The sequence below is a fragment of the Streptomyces sp. NBC_01235 genome, assembly GCF_035989285.1.
In the GTDB taxonomy this organism is placed as follows: Bacteria; Actinomycetota; Actinomycetes; order Streptomycetales; family Streptomycetaceae; genus Streptomyces.
Window position 1 is genome coordinate 5,012,423 of sequence record NZ_CP108513.1, and the last position, 24,467, is coordinate 5,036,889.

The 24,467-nt window shown below is 67.8% G+C and carries 15 protein-coding genes and 4 pseudogenes; 5 read left to right on the forward strand and 14 right to left on the reverse strand.

Going from position 1 to position 24,467, the window contains the following annotated elements; translation table 11 throughout:
• The first annotated feature begins 98 nt into the window (after positions 1–98).
• Positions 99–1,355 (forward strand): hypothetical protein, encoded by a 1,257-nt coding sequence (locus OG289_RS22090; RefSeq protein ID WP_327315764.1) that lies wholly within the window; start codon positions 99–101, stop codon positions 1,353–1,355.
• A 128-nt stretch (positions 1,356–1,483) separates the two neighbouring features.
• Here the strand turns inward: OG289_RS22090 and OG289_RS22095 are convergent, their stop codons facing one another.
• Both OG289_RS22095 and OG289_RS22100 read right to left on the reverse strand, forming a co-directional pair.
• Positions 1,484–1,696 (reverse strand): DUF397 domain-containing protein, encoded by a 213-nt coding sequence (locus OG289_RS22095; protein WP_327315765.1) that lies wholly within the window; start codon positions 1,694–1,696, stop codon positions 1,484–1,486.
• Positions 1,693–2,568: a helix-turn-helix domain-containing protein gene (locus tag OG289_RS22100; RefSeq protein WP_442818934.1), complete on the reverse strand. Its 876-nt coding sequence runs from the start codon at positions 2,566–2,568 to the stop codon at positions 1,693–1,695. The genes OG289_RS22095 and OG289_RS22100 overlap by 4 nt, the downstream gene beginning before the upstream one ends.
• Positions 2,569–2,729: 161 nt before the next feature.
• On the opposite strand from OG289_RS22100, the gene OG289_RS22105 reads away from it, so the two are divergent.
• From OG289_RS22105 to OG289_RS22115, 3 genes are all read left to right on the forward strand, one after another.
• Positions 2,730–3,197: an ATP-binding protein gene (locus tag OG289_RS22105; RefSeq protein ID WP_327315766.1), complete on the forward strand. Its 468-nt coding sequence runs from the start codon at positions 2,730–2,732 to the stop codon at positions 3,195–3,197.
• A 148-nt stretch (positions 3,198–3,345) separates the two neighbouring features.
• Positions 3,346–4,935 (forward strand): serine/threonine-protein kinase, encoded by a 1,590-nt coding sequence (locus tag OG289_RS22110; RefSeq protein ID WP_327315767.1) that lies wholly within the window; start codon positions 3,346–3,348, stop codon positions 4,933–4,935.
• Positions 4,936–5,013: 78 nt separating this feature from the next.
• The gene (locus OG289_RS22115; protein ID WP_327315768.1) at positions 5,014–7,149 is read left to right on the forward strand and encodes a UvrD-helicase domain-containing protein; all 2,136 of its coding nucleotides are present in this window, start codon (positions 5,014–5,016) and stop codon (positions 7,147–7,149) included.
• A gap of 175 nt (positions 7,150–7,324) precedes the next feature.
• Here OG289_RS22115 and OG289_RS22120 read toward each other — a convergent pair whose 3' ends face one another.
• Positions 7,325–7,897 carry a hypothetical protein gene (locus OG289_RS22120; RefSeq protein WP_327315769.1) on the reverse strand — a complete coding sequence of 191 codons (573 nt, stop codon included), beginning with the start codon at positions 7,895–7,897 and terminating at the stop codon, positions 7,325–7,327.
• A gap of 161 nt (positions 7,898–8,058) precedes the next feature.
• A pseudogene (locus OG289_RS49725) lies at positions 8,059–8,295 on the reverse strand (transposase family protein); the annotation flags it as partial.
• A 363-nt stretch (positions 8,296–8,658) separates the two neighbouring features.
• Here OG289_RS49725 and OG289_RS22125 point away from each other — a divergent pair.
• A complete protein-coding gene (locus OG289_RS22125) occupies positions 8,659–9,876 on the forward strand; it encodes an IS30 family transposase (RefSeq protein WP_442818889.1) in 1,218 nt (405 codons plus the stop codon).
• A gap of 89 nt (positions 9,877–9,965) precedes the next feature.
• On the opposite strand, the pseudogene OG289_RS22130 reads toward OG289_RS22125, so the two are convergent.
• The 10 genes and pseudogenes from OG289_RS22130 to OG289_RS22175 form a co-directional block, all read right to left on the reverse strand.
• Positions 9,966–10,505, reverse strand: a pseudogene (locus OG289_RS22130) (tyrosine-type recombinase/integrase); the annotation flags it as partial.
• Between the two features lie 114 nt (positions 10,506–10,619).
• A complete protein-coding gene (locus OG289_RS22135) occupies positions 10,620–10,904 on the reverse strand; it encodes an SCO0607 family lipoprotein (RefSeq protein WP_327315770.1) in 285 nt (94 codons plus the stop codon).
• Between the two features lie 183 nt (positions 10,905–11,087).
• Positions 11,088–11,276: pseudogene (locus OG289_RS22140) on the reverse strand (IS1380 family transposase); the annotation flags it as partial.
• A gap of 624 nt (positions 11,277–11,900) precedes the next feature.
• Positions 11,901–13,010 (reverse strand): annotated as a pseudogene (locus OG289_RS22145) (transposase); the annotation flags it as partial.
• 240 nt (positions 13,011–13,250) lie between these two features.
• A complete protein-coding gene (locus OG289_RS22150; RefSeq protein WP_442818935.1) occupies positions 13,251–15,125 on the reverse strand; it encodes a glycoside hydrolase family 15 protein in 1,875 nt (624 codons plus the stop codon).
• 32 nt (positions 15,126–15,157) lie between these two features.
• Positions 15,158–16,234, reverse strand: a complete 1,077-nt coding sequence (locus OG289_RS22155; RefSeq protein ID WP_327315772.1) for a medium chain dehydrogenase/reductase family protein — start codon at positions 16,232–16,234, stop codon at positions 15,158–15,160.
• A gap of 128 nt (positions 16,235–16,362) precedes the next feature.
• Positions 16,363–16,941 (reverse strand): IS110 family transposase, encoded by a 579-nt coding sequence (locus OG289_RS22160; RefSeq protein ID WP_327315773.1) that lies wholly within the window; start codon positions 16,939–16,941, stop codon positions 16,363–16,365.
• 355 nt (positions 16,942–17,296) lie between these two features.
• Complete coding sequence (locus tag OG289_RS22165; protein WP_327315774.1) at positions 17,297–18,715, reverse strand: ATP-binding protein; 1,419 nt, start codon at positions 18,713–18,715, stop codon at positions 17,297–17,299.
• Between the two features lie 1,142 nt (positions 18,716–19,857).
• On the reverse strand, positions 19,858–22,794 hold the full coding sequence (locus tag OG289_RS22170) for a discoidin domain-containing protein (RefSeq protein WP_327315775.1): 2,937 nt from the start codon (positions 22,792–22,794) through the stop codon (positions 19,858–19,860).
• Between the two features lie 98 nt (positions 22,795–22,892).
• Positions 22,893–24,365, reverse strand: coding sequence for a glycoside hydrolase family 32 protein (locus OG289_RS22175; protein ID WP_327315776.1), 1,473 nt, complete (start codon positions 24,363–24,365; stop codon positions 22,893–22,895).
• Positions 24,366–24,467: the final 102 nt, after the last annotated feature.

The following is a 24,467-nucleotide window of genomic DNA, read 5'->3' on the forward strand; positions in this document are numbered from 1 at the left end:
CGGGGCACCCTCTGGAGCAAGACCTCGGCCTCTGCCCGGCGATCACCGCGCGCACCCCGCCGACCCTCAACTACGACAAGCCACTTCGGGAGCGGGCAATGGACAACGAGATTCAGCTGATCAGTGACGGTGATGGACTGGCGGTCATCGGGAATCCGACGGACGTCGAACGCTTCCTCGTCTCGGAGGGACTGTCGTCGAAGGACCTCGGATTGCAAAGACTCAAGTCTGTCTTCGGTACCGGGGCTGCAGTGGCCCAGGCAGGTTCGGAGATTGCCGCCAACTCCGGTCGCTGGGTGAAGCTGACCACGGAGTCCGCGCAGCGTCTCAAGAAGTTCGGGCTGATGGAAAGCAAGACGCCAGGCGTCAGCCATGCGATGTTGGGCAAACCTGGCTCAATCAAGTCATGGCTCCAGATCGAGAAGGGGGCCGGCTCGTTTCTGACCAACCCGGCGCGTCTGGCTGGTGCCGCGGGGATCATGGCACAGCTCGCGATGCAGCAGACCATGGACGAGATCACCGACTACCTCGCCACGATCGACGAGAAGGTCGACGACGTGCTCCGCGCCCAGAAGGACGCTGTGTTGGCCCGCATGATCGGCGTGGACCTCGTGATCGAGGAGACCATGACCATCCGAGAGCAGGTGGGCCGGGTCTCCGAGGTCACGTGGTCGAAGGTGCAGGCCGCGCCGGCGACGATCGCAGAGACCCAGGCGTACGCGTTGCGTCAACTCGACGCACTCGCGGAGAAGGTGGAGCGCAAGAGCAAGTCCAAGATCGGTGATCTCGCCACGGCGGCCAATGAAGCCGAGTCCAAGGCCCAGGGGTGGCTCGCTGTTCTGGCTCGTTGCTTCCAACTGCAGGACGCGATCGCCGTGCTCGAACTCGACCGAGTGCTGGACGCGGCTCCGGAGGAGCTGGACCGGCATCGCCTCGGGCTTCGGGCTGCCCGACAGAACCGGCTGGATCTCATCTCGCGGAGCACCGAGCGTCTGGTGGCCCGGATGAACGAGGCTGCTGGCACAGCCAACGCGAAGGTGCTGCTGCACCCGACCAAGTCCCCGGCTGTGGTCCAGTCGAGCAACCATGTCGTGACCGGCGTCCATAACTTCCACGGGCGGCTCGGGATCGAGTCCGGTCGCCAGTCATCGGATGCGAGACGATGGGTGGACGCGGCCGCGGAGGCGAGGAACAAGGCGCTCGAGACTGGAGCAAAGGGCGTCGGTGCCGCCAGGAGCCTCGGCAACGGGACCCTCGACCGGGCCAGCTCGGTAAAGGGCAAGCTCTCCAGCGGGATCGCCGAGCGAGCGAGCCGTTGGCGCGGCAACGAGGAGGAACGGGAGGGGGAGGGCTGAGTCTGGATCCGGCGGTCGGCCCCGGGCTCTTCGGAGCGGCGGCGTTCTCTGTCTCGGCTAACCGTGCAAGACGTGAGTGCCCAGCCCGCCTGTGCGACTGGGCCCCCACTGGGTTACGAATGTACGGCTCAGATGGTCTGGTCGGCGGCCAGCCGGACGAGCCCGGCCCACGCGTCGGGGGCGATCGTCAGAACCGGTCCGGATCGGACCTTGGAGTCCCGGATGTGTATGCCGTCGACGGTGGCTGCCACCTCGACACACTCACCACCCCCGCCACTGCTGTAGCTACTCGTGAACCAGGCCGACACCGGCACTGTCGACTCGGTGAGCTGAACACTCATTTCTCTCCCAGCAGTTCCTCGATGAAGGCCAGCGACTCACAGGGGGTGAGCGCCTGTGACCGGAGAATGCCATATCGGGCTTCGAGCTCACGGATCTTTCCAGTGCTGGTGTACAGGCGGCTGTCGTCCTGTACCTCGGTGTACGCGATGCGTCGCCCTTCAGCAGTGTCGATCAGATTGAAGGGTCCGCCCAGCCCTGCATGGTCTTCTCGTTCAGTCGGCATCACCTGAATCTCCACGCTGCGGTTCTGCCCTACGAGCAGGATCTGCTCCAACTGCCCCCGGAGTACCGCCACTCCACCGATCGGCTTGCGCAGCACCACTTCCTCGATGATGAAGCTCAGAAGGGGGGCTGGGCGGCGAGTGAAGATTTCCTGCCGTGCCATCCGTGCGGCCAACCGCTGTTCAATGACGTCGTCATCGAGCAGAGGGCGCTGCATCTGGAAGACGGCCTTCGCGTACTCCGCTGTCTGCAACAGGCCCGGCACCGCAAGAGCCGCGTACACGGACAGGCCGATCGCACTCGCCTCCAACCGCGCCATGTCCCGGAAGAACGCCGGATACTGTGCCCGCGCCACCTCCTCCTTCAACGCCTGGAGGACGCCCCCGGCGTCCAGCACCTCGTCCGCGCGGTCGATGAACCTGGGCGAGGGGATCCGCCGCCCCTGCTCGAAGGAGGCGATCGACTGGCCGGCGTAGCCCGTGAGCTTCCCGAACTCCGGCCGTTCCAGGCCCGCCCGTACCCGCAGCAGCTTCAACTGCCGCCCGAACGCCGTCACCACACCCGATCCCGGCTCGTCCTCCGGCCTCGGCCCGGCGTCTTCCCGCGCGCCCTCGGCCTCGCCCTGCTCCACCGACTCCATCGGTTCCATCGGCTCCACCGCCTCCCCGGCCCGGTTCCCCGGCCCAACGCGCCCGCCCCGAGCCGGACACGCGGCACGCCTCGTACACCTCCCGCACCGTCGCGTACAACCGGACCGCGACGGCGCGTCACCACTGGTCACGCTACGCCACTGCTGGAAGCGTTGAGGGCATGAACAACGAGATCGCTGCTCCTTCTCGTATCGGTCAACCCATCGGCCCCACCAGTCACTTCGCGATGCGCTTCAGCTCCACGCCTCGCGGCGCACGGCTCGCCCGGCGGCTTGCCGGGCAGCGGCTGGACGCGTGGGGCATCCCCTACGACTGCGATACGCACCACGCGCTGACGCTGATCGTCGCCGAGCTGGCCGCCAACGCCATCCGGCACGGCCGGGTTTCCGGCCGCGACTTCCACCTCGCGTTGGCCCGCGACGCCCGGACCGTACGGATCGAGGTCACCGACACCCGCACCGAAGGCGTACCGGTCGTACCAGTCGCAGCGATTCCCACGGACCTCCGCGACACCGGCCGCGGTCTGCTCCTGGTGGAGCACCTCGCCGACCGCTGGGACTGGCACCCGCGCCGGGACGGCCCCGGCAAGACGGTCTGGGCGGACTACGTCCTGCCGACGGGAGGCTGACCGGCCGCCACCGGCCGCCGCACCCTCCCGCCCGTCGTCCACCGCCGCGCCCAAGCCCTGTCGCAGCGCGACCGCTGGACGGCAGATCGACGCAGCGGTCACACTTGACCCCTGACCGTGACTGTTCATCACGCACACCGGGGGCAAGGTGCCGCAGGAGGCGATCTCCGACCGTTACGAACTCCTGGAGGAGCTCAGCCACGGCGGCATGGGCGACGTGTGGCGCGGCTACGATGCCGTGCTCGACCGGCCCGTCGCCGTGAAGCTCATCCGGCAGGCGTCGGTCACCTCCCCACAGCTGGCCGAGGAGTTCGCCAAGCGCTTCCACCGCGAGGCCCGCATCACCGCGCGCATCCAGCACCCTGGTGTGCCGCAGGTGTACGACGCGGTGCTCGACACGTCGTACGAGCGGCTGTTCCTGGTGATGGAACTCGTCGACGGCGTACCACTGTCCGCCTACCTCGACCCCGGCCGCCCCCTGCCCGTCAGCTGGGCGGCCGCCGTCGCCGCGCAGATCGCGACCGTGCTGTCGTACGCGCACGACGTGCCAGTCATCCACCGGGACCTCAAGCCGGGCAACATCCTCGTCGCACGCGACGGCACCGTGAAGGTCCTCGACTTCGGCATCGCGGCGATTCTGCGCACCGACGTCACCAAGCTGACCGCCACCGGCAGCCCCATCGGCACCCACCAGTACATGTCGCCCGAGCAGGTCCGCGGCGGACGCATCACCCCGCAGACCGACCTGTACGCGCTCGGCTGCGTGCTGCACGAACTCCTCAGCGGGCGCCTCGTGTTCGAGGCGGAGAGCGAGTACCTGCTGATGTACCAGCACGTCAACGCCGCCCCCACACCCCTGCGACAGCTGCGGCCCGACGTCCCCGAGGCACTGGAGGAGCTGGTCCTGCACCTCCTGCGCAAGGCGCCCGAGGCGCGGCCCGCTGACACGCAGGAGGTGTATGCGCGGCTGCTGCCGTTCCTGCCGCCGCCAGGCCAAGAGCCCGGCGCGGCGGATGCCGGGCCGGCCGGCGCACCCGACCCGACAGGCGTGTTCCGGCACCCTTTCGCGCCCCGCGCCCGCGCCCAGGCCCCTGCACCCAGCGGTTCGACGCCGACAGCCGTCCTCCCGGGGGCCCAGCCGGTGCCCGTCCCCGCCCAGCTGCGCGAGGACATCAAAGAGGCGTACGCCCACTCCGACGCCCTACTGGAGGAGGAGCGGTTCACGCAGGCCGCCGAAGTTCTCGGCGAGGTCATCGAACCCGCGGCCCTCGCCCTCGGCTCCGAGAGCAAGCAGGTCCTGGCGCTGCGCCGCCAGCGAGCAGCGATCCGCCTCCTCGGCGGCGACTACCGGGCCGCCCTGCCCGAGTTCGACGCCCTCGCCGACGCGTACGCCCGCATCGCCGGACCCACCAGCGAGCAGGCCCGCGCCTGCCGCGCCCAGGCGGCCCGCTGCCGCGCCGAACTCGGCCAGGTCACCGACGCGCTCGCCGCGCTCCAGGGCGTGTTGAACGTCGTGCGGGCCGTAGACAGCGACGTGAGCGAGGAAGCCGTAGAGCTACGGCACAACATCGGGATGCTGCTGCTCGCCCAGGGCCGGGCCGTCGAAGCCCGGCAGGTCCTCGAACCGCTCCACCAGGACATGTGCATGGTGTTTGGCCCCGACGACGAGATGACCGTCGAGATCGCCGAGGCGCTGGCCCTGATCCGCCTCGACCTGGACGGCGACGCCGCCGGGTAACCGCTAGTACACCTCGCAGGCACTCGTAGCCACTCCCAGCCACAGGACGCACGCAGCGCACACGCAGAACGGGACACCATGCCACACCTCGCCTTCGACATCGGGTTCTGCGCCCAGCTCGGCAAACTCCAGGGCACTGACAAGCAGGGGGTCTTCGACGCCTGGGAGAAGTTCGAACGCCTCACCCTCGACCAGCTCTTCAAGGACCCCGGCCTGAAACTGGAGTCACTGAAGCAGGCCAAGGACCCACACATCCGAACCATCCGCATCGCCCAGGGCACCCGCGGCGTCGTCCTCGCCCCCGACAGCGGCGACACCTTCGTACTGCTGCGCGTGATGCCGCACGACAAGGCCATCGCCTGGGCGATCAAACAGCGCGCCAGCATCAACACGGTCACCCGCGCCGTGGAGATCCGCGACATCGCCATGCTCGACGAACTGACGCCCGCGTATGAGCGGATCGCCGCCGCGCCCGACGAGCGGCTCTTCGCCAAGGTCTCCGACGGTGACCTGGCCGCCCTCGGCATCGACGAGACCACCCTGCGCCAGGCCCGTGTCCTCACCAGCAAAGAGCAACTGGAGGCCTTCGCCCCCTACTTCCCGCAGGACCAGAGGGAAGTCCTGGAGTACCTCGCCGAGGGCTTCACCGTTGAGGAGGTCTGGCGCGACCTGGTATCCGTCAACCTCCCCACCTCCGCGTCCGATCCGGTGGACACGACCGACTACGCGACGGCCATCCGCCACACCCGTACCCGCATCGCCCTCGTCACCGCCTCCGACGAACTGCGCGACATCCTCGACAGCCCGTTTGCCGCCTGGCGGGTCTACCTCCACCCCTCCCAGCACAAGGTCGCCTACCGGGCCAGTTACTCAGGACCGGCGCAGGTGACCGGCGGCCCCGGCACCGGCAAGACCGTCGTCGCCCTGCACCGCGTCAAGCACCTGCTGAAGTTCCTGCGCGACGGCGACCGCGTCCTGCTGACGACGTACACCAACGCTCTCGTCGCCGCACTACGCACCGGACTCGCCACGCTCATCGAGGACGAGGAACTGCGCGCCCGCGTGGACATCACCACCGTCGACGCCCTCGCCAGCCGCATCGTCTCCACCTCGCGCCGCCCGCTGCGCGGCGGCGAGGAGGAGACCCGCTGGGAGCAGGCCGCCCGGGCCACGGGCTTCACCGGAACGGCCCAGTTCCTGGGACAGGAGTACAAGCACGTCATCCTGGCCCAGGATCTGCGGAGTCAGGGGGAGTACGAGGCCGCCGACCGGCGTGGGCGGGGTAGCCGCCTCCTGGCCGCCGAACGCCCCCTGGTGTGGCGGACAGTCCGGGAGTTCACCGACCGTCTCGCGGCAGACGGCCGGCGCACCTACCTGGGGACGTGCACGGAGGCGGCCGACCTGCTCCGGGCGAACGGTCCGCTGTACCGGCACATCGTCGTCGACGAGGCACAGGATCTGCACCCGGCCCAATGGCGGCTGCTGCGCGCGGCCGCCCCGGCGCGACCCGACGACCTGTTCATCGCCGGCGATCCTCATCAGCGCATCTATGACACGAAGGTCTCCCTGCGGGCCCTCGGCATCAAGGTCGCCGGACGATCAACCAAAATGCGGAAGAACTACCGCTCCACACACGAGATCCTCAGTTGGTCCACCGCCCTCCTCGTCGGCCGTCCCTTCGAGCAACTGGAGGACGACGCCCGCAACGAGACCCTCCTCGGCTATCGCTCGGCCCTGCACGGAAACGGCCCCGAGATCCATGCAGCCGCGTCGGAGGAAGCGGAACTCGACGCGCTCGTCGACCGCGTAAGCGGGTGGACGGAGAACGGCGTGGCTCCGGGCGAGATCGGCGTCACCTCCCGTTTCAACAAAAGCGTCGAGAAGGCGCTCGCCAGGCTGGCGGCCGCCGGTATCCCGGCGGGGAAGTTGAGGGCCGACGCACCGGAAGGGGCGGACGCCGTCCGTGTCGGCACCATGCACTCGTTCAAGGGCCTGGAATTCCGCTGCATCGCCGTGACCGGCGTGAACGCGGACGCCCTGCCCGCGCCGAAGGCGGTGACACCTGTTGAGGTCGACCGCCTCCAGCACGAAGCGGACCTCCTGTCCGAGCGCTGCCTGCTGTTCGTGGCTTGCACGCGGGCGCGGGACGGGCTGTATGTGTCGTGGACGGGGGAGCCGAGCCGGTTCCTGGCGGAGGCGAAAGTGACTGGCTGACTCAAGGGGTGCAGGGTCGCGTAGCGAGGCAACAGCAGATGAGTGCGACATGCAAATAAATGGGGAACGATCTTCCCCTACCTGGGAAGGCAGCGCAGAGAGCCCGAGGATCCCCAGCTCACTGGACCACCCGGGCACGGTAGGGCTACTCGCCGCGTAACCGGCGACGCGGGTGTCAACGTTCACGCCGCAGCGAAACCCGCACATTCGCATCGTCATCACGATCAAGGAACAGGCCCGACCCTTTAATGCTGGTGAGGTACGGAACGCGCACGCCTGCATCGAGAACCTTTGGCTCCCCTGTGCCAGTCGCCAGGTCCAGCTCCGCGACGACCGCCTCCGAGCCGCTGGCCGCCGGCTTCCCCAGGACCGCCCCGTAAGCCGTGCCGTCATCGCGGATTGCGGCGAGCGCGATCGTCTTGCGGTCGCCGTCACCCTCCAGACAGGTGCCCTTGCCTCGCTTCAGATCAAAGACAACTGGTCCGGCTGCCAGGTAGCGGCCGTCCGGCGAAGTAATCACGGGGTAGTCGCGAGCTTCATCGGAGTCCGCGACGTCATGCGCACAGATCATGCTGGCCCGGAGCTTGCCCGTTCGTACATCGTGCACCGCCCACAGCGGGTCGTTCGGAGCGCCGAACTTGCCGCCCGTCGACCAGCCGACGAGAAGGTTGCCGTCGGCGACGCCGTACGCATCGCCATTCCAGGAACCGACGATGCCTGTCTTCGCTTCGAGGCCGTGCGGGCGCACGTCGTCACTGAACCAGCGGCCCGGGATGCCGAAGCCTCCGGCATCACCGCCACCCGTTCCAGCACCGTCTGCAGCCCGGCGCTGCGTCTGCCGTGCCGGAACGTCAGTCCGTCGACCTGTTCGGCGAACGTCGCCTGCAAGCAGCCCGGTTGAGAGCAGCGGAACCGCCGGACCCGTAACTCGATCAGCGCCGGACGGCCGCCGACCGCGGTGTCGGCAAGCCGACGAACGTACCGGCTGTGCACCCGGGCCGACGCCGTTCCACACGCCGGACAAGCAGCCTGTTCCGCAGCCGTCCGGGCCCGCACGACCACCAACTCGCCGTCGGGTATGACACTTTCGACCACAACACCTTCGACCTGGTGGAACCACAGGTCCTGGAGGAGTACATCAGCCACGGCCGTTCATGATCGCGGTTGTGGTGACCCTCCGTGGCTCCGGCACGGAAAGTGATCCAGAACCAGGATTCAGCCGCCGCCGACACCGTTCCCAGGGGCTTCTGAGGGCCTCATATGGGAACGTCATGGGAACGGAAGGCCGAGTAAGGGCAGGGAAAGATCAGGCCGGGACGGAAGATCGCGACCTGCTGACCAGCAGAAATGGTGAATTCAGGGAAAGGCCACCATAGACAGGTGAGCCTCTAGTGTCTCTCCTAAAGCGGGTGTCGCAGGTTCGAATCCTGCCGGGGGCACCAGGCAAAAGGCCCCGGACCGATCCTTGGGTTCTAGGAGTCGTCGCAACACCCCAGCTCAAGGGGTGCGATGGAGTTCGAGATCCGCAAGGTGCGGACGGTGGCGCAAGGCCGTAGGCAGCTGGTCCGTGAGCGGGAGGAATACTTCCGGCTCATGGACCAGGGCCTGAGCAGCTTGGAAGCCTGCCGACGCGTCGGGATCAATACCCGGACGGGCAAGCGGTGGCGCAACGGCCGCAACCCGTCGGGCAGGCACAAGGCGGCGCCACCGATCAAAGCGGTGGCGCCGCCTCCCGGTCCGTCCCGGTATCTGCGTGAGGCCGACCGGATCCACATCGCCGACCGGCTGCGGGAGAAGGCCACGGTCCGCACGATCGCCGCCGAGCTGGGTCGCAGCCCGTCCACCATCAGCCGGGAGATCCGCCGCAACCGGCACCCCGGCAACGGCCAGTACCGCCCCTTCGCCGCCCAGGCCCGCGCCGACTCCCGCCGGCCCCGGCCCAAAACCGGCAAGATCGGCCAGCACCCGCAGCTGCGGGACTTCATCCAGGACCACCTGGACATACGGTGGAGCCCGGAGCAGATCTGCCAGGCTCTGCGGGCACAGTTCCCCCGGCGGCCGGAGATGCACGTGGTCCACGAAACGGTCTACCAGGCCCTCTTCGTCCAAGGACGCGGCGAACTCCGCCGCGAACTGGCCAAAGCCCTCCGCTCGGGCCGCACCCGCCGCAAGCCCCGCCGCCAGGCCCAGCAGCGCCAGCCGCGGTTCTCCACCCCGATGGTCATGATCAGCGAACGGCCCGCCGAAGCCGAGGACCGGGCCGTGCCCGGCCACTGGGAAGGCGACCTGATCATCGGCAAGGACGGTGCCTCCGCCATCGGCACGCTGGTCGAGCGCGCCACCCGCTACGTGGTGCTGCTGCACCTGCCCCACGGCCGAACCGCCGAACATGTCCGCGACGCCCTGGTCGAAACCGCCCGGACCCTGCCCGCCCACCTGGTGCGGTCACTGACCTGGGACCAGGGCACCGAGATGGCCGCCCACGGCTCCTTCACCCTGGCCACCGACATCCCGGTCTACTTCTGCGACCCGGCCAGCCCCTGGCAGCGCGGCTCGAACGAGAACACCAACGGCCTGCTGCGGCAGTACTTCCCCAAGGGCACCGACCTCGCGGTCCACACCCGCGAACGCCTGGACGCCGTCGCCGCCGAGCTCAACGGCCGCCCACGCAAAACGCTCGGCTGGGAAACCCCGGCCGAGCGCCTGCATAAACTGCTCGCGGCCTGATCAACACGACCACGTGTTGCAACGACCCCTAGAAACCGCCATCATGGTCCGGGGCCTTTGACATCCACTTTTGACATCAACGCGGGCGATCACTCACGGTCGCGCCGCCTCTTGAGCAGCCGATCCATATGGCTGATGGCCTCGCGCCGGGTGTCCTGCACGACGTGCGTGTACACGTCCATGGTGATGCTGATCTGGCTGTGCCCCAGGATCTCCATCACCACGCGAGGAGCCACCCCGGCAGCGGTGAGGAGGGTGGCACACCCGTGCCGGGCATCGTGCAGCCGGATCACGTGGAGGCCGGCGGACTCGGCGACCCGGGTGAAGGAGCGGTACATGTTGCGCGGCTCGACCGGACGGCCGTTCCGGGTGGCGAAGACGTAGCCGCCGTCATCCCACGACTCCCCCGCGCGCTGCCTGGCAGCCACCTGCCGCATCCGGTGCCAGCGCAGCGGAGCGATGCACATGGCCGGGAGCGGAAGCGCGCGGTTGCGGCGGTTCTTGGTGTCGTCGTCATAGAGGACCCCGCGCCGCCGCTGCGTCTGCTGGCGGACGTACAGGACACGCTTGTCCAGGTCCACGTCAGTCCAGCGCAGACCGACGAGTTCACCCCGGCGCAGCCCCATGGCGGATGGAAACGAGCACGCTCATAAGAGCGCGAGGCTGACGTGGGGGCAATGACCCGGGCCGCGTCTGACTTCCGCGGTTGTAGTGGGCGCTTCCCGGAGCGTGGGTCGTCCGGGTCAGCCCGCGTCGGGGATGTCGATGATGTTGCCGTCCTTGTCGAGCGTGTGGGTGTCCCAGTACACATCCCACGTGTCGTCGACCTGCTGCGGCACCTTGCCCTCCGGGTATCGCACGAATCCCGCCGGCGGCTCTTCCTTGTCCGACACGCAAGCGGAGCCGGTATCACCTACGGCCAGAACGGGGTACTCGCCGCTGCTGCAGATGTCCTCCTGGTACTCGAAGCCGGCACATCCGGTGAGTGCCACGACTGCGGCCCCGCTCGCGAGAGCAGCAACGATCATGCGAACCCTTTCGGGTCGGAAGGCAGTGGCGGCTCGGTTCATTCTGCCGGGCAGGTGCATGATCGTCTCCAGTCGCTTGGCCTGCCACCCACCCTCGCCGCCAGGGAGCTGCCGCGCCGTGAGTACGCGTACTCAGCTCTGCACGCGTGGATACCCAAACCGCCTTAGTCCTGGGGGATTTGAGAGCAGGACCTTCGCCGGGTCGTGGACGGGCCGTTGCTTGCGCCACGGGGTGAGCGCACCGGATATCGCCTGATCGAGGCCGGTCTTGCGGATCGCCTCCACCAGCAATACGGACCCGGACTGCGTGGCGACCCCGTGACCTCCGTCCTCGACACGGACATGCGGGTACGACCCGATACGCCTCTTCACCTGGGAAGTGCTTCTTTCCTCGCAGTCAACAGGATCCTCAGCAAGTCCTATCGTTGCAGGTCAGGAGCACTTCCCGCTTTTTTGATCAAGCCTCGAACAGTCCGCTTCGTGAAAGCGCGAGGCTAGGAGGCGCAGGCGTCTCTGTGACCCACCCCCGACAAACAGAGCACCAGCTGCGGGCGTCAATGGTCTTTCACCAAGGTCAGAACCTTGCCCTTGCGGCATGAACGCAGGTGAACGGCCCCGTACGCGGCCCCGCCAGGCACCACCACAGTTGGAAAGCGTGCGTCCGCCCCCGCGAAAGGGGGTGCGCGGCCGGCGCTGGCAGGTCACCTCGTGGCCATCGACGAAGCCCGGCCGTCGGTTAGGTCCCGGACGAGTCTCCGAGCCGCCCCCAGACAGGCCGGGGATGAAACCATCCCTTCAGAGCTGGAACCCCCGGAAGCCGACCGCGCGCTTGAGACCATAGGCGCAAGCACTGACAACGCACCTGTCGGCGATGGACCGTTGAGTGGGTGAGTGTCTAACTGCGTGACAACGCAGACGCACAACGGCGGACGCCCACGAACGTCTGCGGACCATCAGAGCAGATCCAAGGCCCACCGGCTCAAGGCCCAGCTCCCGCCCGTGCAGGACGACGCCGTGCTCCCGTCCGGCGGCGACGACCTGGCCGGCGGTGGGATATCCGGCATCGACCCAGTGCTCACCGGGCAGGCAGTCCCGTTCGGCCAGCGCGCCATGGATCTCGGGGACCGCCACGCTGTCGTGGACGGTGGCGAGGGTGGTGGCCACGTTCGTGATCAGGTTCGGCGTCTCCGGCTCGCAGGTCTCGGTCAGGTGGACCTTGTATCCGTCCCACACAGTGTCCCGTTTGACGCTGCCGCGAGCCTCGGTGTCGTAGGGGGTGGCCAGGCGCAACGTGCCCGGCGGGCGGTCTTTTGGGTCCCGCCGCCTCACCTCGCCCTCCACCAGGTGGAAGTGCTGGACCCACATCTGCCGCAAGGTCTCCACCTCCGTCAGGGTGCCCAGGCCGGGCGGCGCGTCAGCGGCGAAGACGGCCTCAAGCAGAAGCATCCCGTCACGACCGACCCGCAAGCCCACCTCATCACGCTTGGCGCGGGCCTTGGGGAACCGGGAGTCCTCGGCCCTGGTGGCGTAGTGCCTGAACCAGTCCGGCTCCGCGACACCCACCAGCCAGTCCGGGGCAGCCTGGGCAAGCGCGTTGAGCGCGGACCGCAGGGCCTCGGCCACCATCTCCAGCCAGGACAGCTCCACCGACGACAGCACATGCGTAGCGTCGGTGCGGGCCGGGCCCGCCGGCTTGAGCAAGCCCTTCTCCCGGGCCGCGATCAGGATGCCGTCCAGCACCCGCCGCCCGGCATCGGCCTCCACCAGCCGATCCCGGAACTCCGACAGCACCGAGAAGTCGAACCCCGGATCTTCCAGCCGAAGGCCGAGGGCGTACTTGAAGTCGATCCTGGCCCGGACCGCCTCCGCGGCCTGCCGGTCGGTGAGTCCTTCGAGGAACTGCAACACCAGTACCGGCGCAAGCCGGCCCGGTGACCAGGCAGGCCTGCCCCGTACCGGGAACAGGTCCGCGAACTCCTCGTCCGTGAACAACGGCCCCAGCTCGTCCCGCACCCGGATCACCAGGCTCCCCTTCGGGAACGCGGCCCGAGCCACCCGCACCGTCTCCGCCGGGATCTCCCCAGACCCCTTCGGCTGCATCGACATCCGCACCCACCCCATACGACAACGTCGGCCTTCAAGACCACAACCAGGTCTTGAAGGCCGACGTCACGCCAGGCCCCGGATTGACCAACAGCATCCGATCATGGTCCGGGGCCTTTGACATGTACTTCTGACATCAACGCCGCTGGTCACCGGCGACCGGGGCACCTGTTCCTGAACAGCCGGTCGCGGCCGGCTGCTCTGCAGCGACCGCGCCGCCCAGGACAGCGAGCCCGCCGACGCTCACCCGAGCCGGCGGTCGAGGTTGTAGGCGGCGCTGATCAGCGCCAGGTGCGTGAAAGCTTGAGGGAAGTTGCCGAGTTGCTCGCCCGTTGGACCGATCTCCTCCGAGTACAGCCCCACGTGGTTCGCGTAGGTGAGCATCTTCTCGAAGGCCAGCCGCGCCTCGTCGAGCCGGCCGGCCCGGGCGAGCGCCTCCACCCACCAGAAGGAGCACATCGAGAAGGTGGCCTCCTTGCCGGCGAGCCCGTCGGGCGACGCTTCCGCGTTGTAGCGGTAGACGAGGCTGTCGGAGACCAGCTCCGCGGTGATGGCGTCGAGCGTGGAGATCCAGCGCGGGTCGGTGGGCGCGACGAACTTGCACAGGGGCATGAGCAGCAGGGAGGCGTCGAGCACGTCGGTGTCGTAGTGCTGGACGAACGCCCGGCGGGCGGGGTGCCAGCCGCGCTCCATGATCTGGTTGTAGATGCTGTCCCGGACCGCCATCCAGCGGGGGAGGTCGGCGGGCAGGCCGCGCTGGAGGGCGACCCGGATCGCGCGCTCGACCGCGACCCAGCTCATCAGCCGGGAGAACGTGTAGTCACGGCGGCCGCCGCGTGTCTCCCAGATTCCCTCGTCGGGCTGGTCCCAGTGGTCCATCAGCCACTCGAGGTTGCGGGTGAGCTCCATCCAGCCGTCGTGGTAGAGGGGCCGCCCGTACTTGTTGCAGAGGTAGACGGAGTCCATCAGCTCGCCGTAGATGTCGAGCTGCAGCTGGGTCGCCGCCCGGTTGCCGATCCGCACCGGCGTCGAGCCCATGTAGCCCTCCAAGTGGGAGAGCTCCTCCTCGGGCAGGTCCTCGCGCCCGTCGATGCCGTACATGATCTGCAAGGGGCCCGACTCGCCGTAATCGGCCGCGTGGCGGAAGCGCTGCTCCAGCCACTGCATGAACGCGGCGGCCTCGTCGGTGAACCCGAGCCTGAGCAGTGCGTAGAGCGAGAAGGCGGCGTCGCGCATCCACGTGTAGCGGTAGTCCCAGTTGCGTGTGCCTCCGAGCTCCTCCGGCAGGCTGGTGGTGGGGGCGGCCACGATCGCACCGGTGGGCGCGTACGTGAGCAGCTTGAGCGTGAGCGCCGAGCGGTGCACCGTCTCGCGCCAGCGCCCGCTGTAGCGCGAGCCCCGCAGCCAATGCCGCCAGAACGCCACGGTGGCGTCGAACTCGGCGGCGATGTCGGCATCGGAGGATGGCGCCTGCGTCTCGCCGGGCCGGACGCGGTCGAGCACGAAGGTGGCCGTCTCCCCGGCTCGGACGGTGACGCGCGCGCGGACGTCGCCGCCGCCCACGATCTCGAGCGGGCCGCGTGTCGAGAGGCTGAGCTCAAGCTCGGGAGAGCGGAAGCGCGCGCCATGCGGGGTGAGTTCGACCTCGTGGCGGGCGCGCGCGTAGTCGAAGCGCGGGGCGACGTCGACGACGAAGCGCATCTGTCCACGCACGGCGAGCACCCGGCGGATCATGCGGTGGCGATGCGCCGCCTCGCCGGTGCGCGGCGGGGGCATGAAGTCCTGCACCTCCCCCACGCCGTCCGGCATCAGGAAGCGCGTGATGAGGATGTTGGTGTCGGGGAGGTAGAGCTGCTTGGAACTCCAACCGTCGCAGTCGGGCGCGATACGGAACAGGCCCCCGCGGTCGGCGTCGAGGATCGCCCCGAAGACACTCGGCGAGTCGAAGCGCGGGCAGCAGTACCAGTCGATCGTCCCGTCGGTGCCCACGAGCGCGACGGTGTGCAGGTCGCCGATCAGGCCGTGCTCGGCGATGGGCAGGTAGCGCGCCCGCGGTGCCTGCCGGGCTCCGCCGGACACGAGCCCCTCAATTCGACCAGCGGGGCCGTCGCGCACCATCAGCGAGCGTCCTCCTCGGCCTCGGCCTCGGCTTATGGCACGAGCACGAGCTTTCCCTTCGCCGCCGAACGCTCGAGCATCTCGTGCGCGCGACGAGCGTCGGACAGCGGCAGGCGTTCGGCCACGACCGGGTGGATCCTGTGCTCACGGAGAAGCTCGAGCAGCGCGCGAAAGTCCTCCCGGAACCGGTCCGGGTCGCGGGGACCTCCACCCACGGGAAGCGCCGGGTGACCACCGGCCACGGGAAGCACTTGGCGGTGATGGCCGTGGAGTTTCTGGATCCGGTAGGCGAGCGCCTGTCGGCGGGGCGAGAGCAGGCTCCAGAGCCAGACGGTCCCGGTCGACGCGTACCACTCCGCCCACGCCCGCCAGTTCTTGTGCCCGTGCTCGAGCGTGGCGTAGTGGCCGTACACGACAAGCCGTCCGCCGGGCCTCAGCGCGCGGAAGGAGCGCAGCGACACCGCGCCGCCGAGCCCGTCGAGCACAACGTCCACGCCGTTCCCGGGGAGCTCGCGCACGCGCGCCAGGAAGTCCTCGTTGCGGTAGTCGATCGCCACCGCGCCGAGCCGTTCGACCGCGGCGCGGTCGCGAGCTGACGCGGTCCCGTAGAGGTGAAGCCCGGCGACCGCTCCGAGTTCGAGGACCGCAGTGCCCACCCTGCCGGCCGCACCGTGCACGAGCACCGTCTCGCCGCTCTTCACCCTCGCCACGCGGTGCAGTAGTTGGTAGGCGGTCATGTAGGTGAAGACCAGGTTCAGAGCCTCCGCCGGGTCGAGGTTCTCGGGCACCTCGACCGCCTCCGCCTCCGGCACACAGACGCGCTCCGCGTCGGCGCCCCACACCGTCAGCGCTCCGATGCGGTCTCCCTCTCGCAGTCTCGAACAGCCCGGGCCGAGCTCCTCGACGACGCCGACGAGCTCGTAGCCGGGCGTGAACGGCGGCTTCGGTACGCCGAGATACGTGCCGGCGCGCAGCTGGGCATCGGTGAACGACACGCCTGCGGCCAGCACCCTGACGCACACCTCACCAGGCCCCGGCCGGGGATCGTCGTCCTCCACGACCCTCAGGACCTCGGGACCGCCGAAATGATCAATAACGACCCGTTTCATCTCTTCAGCCTAAGCAGGCCGCACTGTCCTCGCATCTGATCGATCTTGTGGCTCAATCAGCTGCGAACCCGCGCTGAGCCGGGTCCCCGGCAGCCCATGGGGGCAGAGGTCGGCAGAGCGGAACGGATTCAGCACACATGACGCCGGGGAACCCCGTGAACACGGTCCGCGACCACGCGGCGGGAGGTGTCGGGCAGTGGCAAGGCGTCCAGCCAGGCCCGGCCCGGCGCGCTCCAGCAGCTGGACGCGCGGTCGCAGCCGTGATGGGCCAGCACCGCGTGGATGCGGTTGCGCAGCAGCGTGCGCAACCGCACCAGCTGAGCCCGGTGGCGCAGCAAAGCCCGCTGCTCACGGATGGGCCGCGGGGCGATCCACGCCTCCGGCAGCAGGTCCGCGCGCAGCAGATGGGCCAGGGTCGCCGCATCCACCTTGTCGTTCTTCAGCCTCGCCGAGGCGATCGCCTTGCACTGCAAGGGATGGGCCATGTGCGCGTCGAAGCCGTGGTCCTGGAGCAGCTCGATCAGCCAGCCCCAGCCGAAGGCGGCCTCGAACGCCACCGGCGTGCCCGCCGGAAGGCCTCCGATCACGCCCAGCACGGCCTCCCGGCCGTTGGACACGTTCCGGTTCACCGCCGTCCGGCCGCCCTCGTCCATCACCGCGATCTGCGACCGGCGGCGATGCACATCGATCCCCACGTAAGCCTGCATCGCGGGCCTCCAGACCCCGACTCGGCTCCCCTCCGAAGGGTGCTCCGAACGCACCGGAAGGGGAAGCCCCAGCCCTCTTAGTGGGACCGCCCACTTAGAGTCAGGTCACAGGCTCGCCCAGAGAAAACTCCTAATGCGGGTGTCGCAGGTTCGAATCCTGCCGGGGGCACAACGCGTTAGCCGCTGACCTGGGGTTTCTCGCCCATGGAGGCACTCCACTCGGCCTCGGACTCATCGTCCGGGGCCGTTTGCGTGAGCGGGAGGACGTCACCGTCGCGGTGGGCCGGAGGCTCGGCCGACCCAAGTTGGGGCGACAGTCCATGGACACCTGGCACCCACACGAATTCCGGCATGCTCAGGAGGACCACGCCGCGAGGAGTTCCGCCGGGCCGTACGCAGCGTCGAGCCCCGCGCAGTCGGTCCCGCTGCGCGAGACAGCGATCACAGGCACGGGAGCAGGCGTGAGCGCGGCGCGGTGCCGGTGCAGCGCCGCGAGATCGTGCCGGTCGAACGGGGAGTTCTCCAGCCACTTCACCGAGCCGACGAACAACAGCTCCTTGGCGATCGGCGCGCGGTCCGCTCCCACGACGTCGATCTCCACATCGTTGGTACGGGTCCAGTAACCGCCGATGGCCGGGGCGGCGGGGAGGTTCGCGTCGGGCAGCAGCCGTGCCAGCGCCTCGCGCACCAGAGGTTCAACGGCCCTGCCACGCCAGCTGGTCCAGTTTTCGCGGATGCGCCGCAGCGTCAGGTCACCCCGGCCCCGCTCGATCTCCTCCATCGCCGGACCCAGGAGCTTCAGCCAGAAGCGGAGGTAGGGATCCGCAACCCGGTAGCGACGATCCTTCGAAGGCCGCGTGGACACGGGCAGCTCCGCCACGATCACCCGCTTGTCCGCAAGGATCCCCAGCGACCGCTGGAGCGGGGTCGCCCCGATCCCGCCGGCGGCGCGGGCAATATTGGAGAACGTCCGCTCACCGCTGCCGATCACCGAGAGGACAGTGCGGGCTTGGACCTGCTGGGGGAACTCTGCGGCGAGCGAGCGCTCCGCCGACACCAGCAGGGCCGAGACCGGATCGCTGAGTGCCGCCTGCAGGAAGTCCCACATCCCGGCGCCGTGCGTCCACTCTGCACAGATCAGAGGCAGTCCACCGGTGATCAAGGCCGCATCGAAGGCCGAGGCGGGATCGAGGCCGAGCATCTCGCCCACCTCCGCCGGGTTGAGCGGACCCAGCACCATCTCCCGTCCGCGCTGGTGGAACGGGCGTCCATAGCTGTTCAGCGCCTCCATCATCGACAGGTCGGAGCCGATGAGAACCAGCAGAACCGGCTTCTTCTCCAGCACTCGGTCCCAGGCCCGCTGAAGCATGCCCTCGAAGGCGCCCTCCGCATCCATCAAATAGGGCACCTCGTCCATGACCACCACGCTCGCCCGGTCGTGCGGCAGTGCCGCCGCCAGTACGTCGAAGGCGGCATCCCAACTCGCCGGGCGGGCTGCGGACAGCAGATTCGCCAGCGGAAGGCTGGACGACTGCGCATCCTGGCTGAGCCGCTCCAGGTCCGCCCCCGGCGACGCCCCCGTGGCGGCATAGAAGAGGAACGGCGCACCGGACCTCTCGGCGAACCGCTCCACCAACCGCGACTTACCCACCCGGCGGCGCCCTCGAAGCATCACGCACCGCCCGGGCCGCTCCCCACCGACCCCGGCCGTCACCTTGTCCAGCTCGCGATCCAGCGTCTCGAGCTCGTGCCGCCTGCCCACGAAATCTGCCATGTCGCCGCCTCCCCAGTGCCACCTAACATCACAGATACTAACATCAGAGTTAGCAACATGACTGTTAGTTACAGATTGAGGCTCGGGGAGATGTTTGCACCCCCGGTGCACCCACGGGAGAAGATCAGCCTTCCGCGCCCCAGCATGGTCCGCCATTGGACGCCCCACGGTCGCCGGATGCGTGAGCGGCGCGTGAGCGGACTGCGCAACAGGAGCCGTCCTGAGCCGGATGGGCCGGCCCTGCCGCGCGGCGCTGATCAGGCAGAAGAGCACCACGCGGCACAACCAAGCACCACCCGTCAGAGATTCGATCCCACGCCTAAAGCGGGTGTCGCAGGTTCGAATCCTGCCGGGGGCACCGTGCCTGACCAGGCATGATGCATCAGAAAGGCCCCTCGGAAGTGATCTCCGAGGGGCTTTTTGGCTCGCATGGGAACGAATGGGAACGCGCCGTCACGCAGCGTCCCGCGTGGGAACCCTGGGCGACTCCCCCGGTTTCGTCCCCCTCTCGCACGGCCGCCGCCGGCACGCCCCCGTCCGCCTCGGCGCCCTCGAGACCGACAAGGATCCCGCGGTCGTCCTCCACAACGCCCCCTCCGACCGCCTGCCGGAGTCACGCGCACCGACGTCCGCAACGGAAGACCCAAGCCGACGACTTCAAGAGAGATCGTGACCGGTCTCGATGGGGTTTGACCTTGTCGGCGTGCTCGCAACAGGTGCAGGCCCTACCGTGGGAATCCAGGTGCTCGGCCGACCGCCATGTGACATGAATGGCCTATGCCCTTCGTGCACGTCAACGATGCCGACCTCTGCGAGGTATCCGGTGTGCCCGACGCCACCCCGCTGGTGCTGATGCAGGCGGCGCCAGCTCCCTCGACTATGCCGAAGCCGGCTGGTCCGCGCTCATCGCGAGCTTCGCCGAGCACTGCCGGGTGCTGGCGCTGGAGCACCGCGGCCACGACCGCACCGGAAACCCCGCAGGGCGAGTCAGCATGAATTTCACCCCTCGGTAGGTTCTTACGGAAAGTGCCTCCGACCATTTCGGGAACAAGGAGGTCAGGGATCCCTGTTCTCGCTGGTCGGAGGCACTTTCTCGACCTCGGGGGCAAGGTCAAATGATCACCCCACATGAAAGCCCGAGGTCAGCTGTAGACGGTCAATTCTGCGATTGACCACCAGTTACTCGCAACATTGGCGGTATTGACGACCTTGATGTAGCGAGCCGTCTGCGTCGGGAAGGACGTCAGTTCGACTCGCTGGCCGTCCGCCATGGAAGAAACCTTGGTCCAGTCGGTTCCATCCGTGGACACGTACACGTCTGTGCTTCGCGCATAGTCGCCGATACTGCTGCCGACATCCAGCAGAATCTTGTCGAACGTCTGCGTCTGCCCCATGTCCACTTGGATCCAAAGGCCGTCGTACTGGCCCGTGCCGGAGCTGTACCGGGTGTCAGCATTGCCGTCCAGCATGTTTGCGGGACCATCGTTGTACGGACTTGTGTCCGATGCCGTTGCGGTCCAACCCGTCCGCGGCAGCGCAGGGCCCAGATCTATGACGTCGTACGAAGATCCACCTGCTTCTGCTCCGCTGGCTCCGTTCACCGAGACCTTGTACGTCCCCACTGAAAGTCCGCTCGGAACGTAGGCGCTGATGCTCGTGTCCGACCAGCTGTCTATTTCGGCATAGGTCGATCCGAAACGGACCGTGCCCAGCCCCTGCGCGTCACCGAAATGGGATCCGGTGATCGTGAACTTGGAGCGCGGTATGCCTTGCTTCGGCTTCAAACCGCTGAAGGCCGGTGCGGGGAAGCTCGACAGCTTCTGGGTGGTGAACATCGCCGAAGTCCCGCTCGGGAGCGTATAGGTGTACGAGCCGTCGGCGGACACCGGGAAACTCTGACTGGTGGCGGTTCCATTGAATACTACGGTGACCTCCGACCCTTCCGAGCTGGTCCAGGTCTTCAACTGGAGGCCCTTGGGTACCGCTGTCGGAGCTGCGATCGAACCGATTCCATTCGAAGACCTATATACATTGATTTCGCCGATGCCCCACCAGAAACCGGATGCTGCGACACAGACGATGCGAATGTACCGTGCCGTCTGGGCCGGCAACGTGACGGCTATCTTTCCTATGTTCCCGCTGCCGTTCGCGATCGCGCTGCCCCAGTCGACCCCGTCATCCGAAACATATATCTGGTACTTGGTGACGTAGTCGAAGGAGTTGTTTTCGCCGGTGGCGAAGGCGATCTTGTTGAAGCTCGTGGGACTCCCCAGATCGATCTGGAACCAGTCGCCGCTCGTCGTCCCGTGCCCGAGATTCCACCGCGTGTTGATATCGCCGTCGATCGCGTTCGCGGCCACACCCCAGTCCGGACTGGCCGAGGCCGTGGCGGTCCACTGACTACGGCTCAGTGACGATCCAGGCGTCCGGATGGAAGCTCCGACCGGAAGGGAGTACGCGAGCAGCTTGTTTCCGGTACGGACGGCATTCTGGTAGGGCAGCAGTGCCGGATCGTACGTGATCGTGATCGAGCCGGACGGCGACTTGAACGTGAAGTCATGGGTGGGATCCGAGACGTTGGTCGCCGCGGGGGTACCGCCGCTCCGCATGGGCCCCGAATACGTGAACGTGACGGCGTCGCCGGCGTTCAAGGTGTAGTCGAAGGACTGCGTTCCGTCCGCAACGCTGAAAGTCTTCGCGGCGCTCCCCGAGTTGTACGCGATCAGGACCTTCGATCCGTCCGGGTTCTGGAACGCGACGTTCTCCATGCTTCCTTCCCCGAGGGTGTTCGAGTAGATGCGATGCGCTCCAGGCTTTACAAACCTGCTGGCGTGAGCGAGTGCGTAGTAGTCCACGTTGTAGGACACTTGTCCGCTGGTCGGATTGATCGTGACCAGTCCCCGGCACATGGGTATGCCATTTGTGTCGCTGTTGAGCGGACCCCTGTCGGGGTCGAGCGCGGTGTTCCACAGCATCACTCCGTTCGCCCAATTACGCATGCCCTTGATGATCCAGGTGCCGAGTGCGTCATTGAACGCTGCCTGATCGTTGCCCTGCCAAACACCTCCGCTGGCTTCCGTGATATAGGTTTCCTTGCTCGGATAGTCATTGTGGACCAGAGTCTGGTAATTCGGGTTCCCGCTGTAGATGTGCCATCCGGTTCCAGCTGTGTACTTGGAGGCGGCGGGATCACTGAAGATCCCCTCGGGATACGAGGGCACATCCCAGTTGTGATCCCAGGCCAGAATCTTCGTGGAGATCCCGTTGGCCGCGAACGCCTGGCCGATTTCCTGGATCAACTGGGATTCCTGGTAAGCGGACAGGAACATGCCGGGCCAGCTGGGAGTGCCCATGGGTTCATTTTGCGGCGAGATGTAGGAGATCGGCACACCGGCCTTGCCGTAGGCCTTGATGAACTTCACAAAATAGTCGGCCAGCGCAGAGGTGTCCTCGCTCTTGAGTGTGCCTCCTATCATGGAATCCGATGTCTTCATCCAACCTGGCGGACTCCATGGATTGGCCATGATTTTGGCGGACGGGTTGAGTGAGAGAGCCTGCCGCAATGCCGGAATGATGTACGTCTCGTCATGCTTGACGGAGAAGTTGGACAGCGTCGGGTCCGTCTGTCCCGCCGGCATGTCGTCGTAGGAGTAATTTCCGGACGCGTTGAAGTCCGTGGCGCCCATCGGAGAGCGGATCAGGCTGAGGCCTATGCCCTTCGAGGGGTCGTACAGCTTCTGCATCAGCTTCGTTCGATCAGCAGTGGACAGCTTGTTGATGAGCCAGGCGGAAGAGTCCGTCATGGCCGCCCCGAAGCCTTGGACTTTCTGATACTTGACGCTGTCGTCGATCTTGATCGTCAGCGGGTTGTCCGTCTTCTTCGTCCGGAACAGTACATCGCTCTGGCCGACAACCCACTTGTCGGCCGAAATGTCTGTCAGCCAGACATTCACGGAATTTCCAGGAGAGACTTGCTTCGTCTGCGGGGCGGCAACGGCGTTCCCGGAAGCCGCCCAGGTGGCGGCGACGCCGATGGCGGTGGCCAGGAACTGGCGTCGTCCGAAACCGTACGAGCTCATTGGAGATCCTCCTTGGACCTGCTTGTTCAGCACTTTGAAAGGCGGGTGGGAGGTGGGGTTACCGACGGATTGAAGTCGGCTCTACAGCGAGATCGGCTCTACAGCGACGTGCGCGCCGGCTCTGTGGGGCCGGTGCTCGGCTCCTTGATCACGAGCGGGTGCAGCTCCCACGCGTCGACCGCGTAGCCGAGGCGCGTACCCGGTGCGGTGCGGGCCTGAAGTCGCCACGGGCCCTGCCCTGTGGGGTAGAAGCGCAGCGTGAGGACCTGGCCGGTGGAGGTCAGGAAGACCTCGGCGATGGAGTGGTCGACGACCACGCGCAGTTCGGCCGGCAGGCCGACTGGGCAGGGCATCCGGTAGGAGCCGCCGTGGGCCCGGGCGTCGAGTGAGGCGTGGCAGCGGTCGACGACCAGTTCGCTCGCTTCGGCATCGAGGCGGATGTCGAGGTACTCGGAGCCGTCCGGGGTGGTGAGCAGCCGCAAACCGGCGTTTCCGGTCGGCTCCAGACGGGCCGTCAGGTCGAAGGCGCGGCCCACGTCGCCGAGGTCCACCGGCTGGGGGCCGTGCGTGGTGCCTGCGGTGTGGATGGTGTGCTCGCCGCGCAGGGCGAGGAGTTCGGTGGTGGGCTGCTGGCGTAGCGTGCCGTCACCGTCGACATGGATCTCGCGGGGCAGGGTGAGGGCGCCGGCCCATCCTTCTGCGACGGCCCAGGCTGGATCGCGGGCTTCCCACGACCAGCCCCACAGCAGCCATCTGCCGCCAGGTGCACGCAGCAGGGCGGGTGCGTAGCAGTCGGGGCCGTGGTCCACCCACACCGGTGGGCCGGCCTCGAAGTGGCCGTCGCGCTCTTCGCCGATCAGGGCTGCGACGCGCTGCGGGCCTTCGTGGTACTTCCAGGTGCTGAAGATGAGGGCACCGAGTCCGTCGGCTGCCGGGAGGTATTGGGGGCATTCCCAGCCCTCGCCGGTGAGCTGCTCGGTGCCGCCGATGGGCTCCGGGTGGCGGGTGGCGAAGGGCCCTCGATAGGTCCAGTTCTCCAGGTCGGGCGAGTCGTAGAGGAGGGCGGCGGCGCGGCCGTCCGCGAGGGCGGCGCCGACCAGCATCCGCCAGCCGTCGCCTTCCTGCCAGACGTACGGGTCGCGGTACATCGTGCAGTCCTCGGGCCATGCGGGGATGATCAGTTCGCCCCGCGGGCGGAAGGTCCTGCCGCCGTCGTGGGAGACGGCGCGGGTGACCGGCTGGTGCTGGAACGAGCGGTCCTCGCGGTGCGCGGAGTAGAAGGCGACGAGCCGGTCGCCGTCGGAGACGGCGTTGCCGGAGAAGCAGCCGTCGCCGTCCACGCCGCCGGGCGTAGGGGACAGGGCGATCGGCAGCGGCTCCCAGCTCAGCAGGTCGGGGCTGCGGAAGTGACCCCAGTGCATGTTCGCGTGGGTCGCTCCGTACGGGTTGTACTGGTAGGAGACGTGGTAGTGGCCGTCGTGGAAGACCAGCCCGTTGGGATCGTTGACCCAGTTGCGGGGCGGGCGCAGGTGCGCGACGGGGTAGTGCGGATCCCGGGGTGTGGTGGACACACGCGTGCCTTTCGGTATGTCAGAGGGGCCCGCCCCGCCGGCCCCTCTGGTCGGCGGGGCGGCGGGCCGGCGGGGCGGGGGTCTTCAAGCCCGTATGCGGCC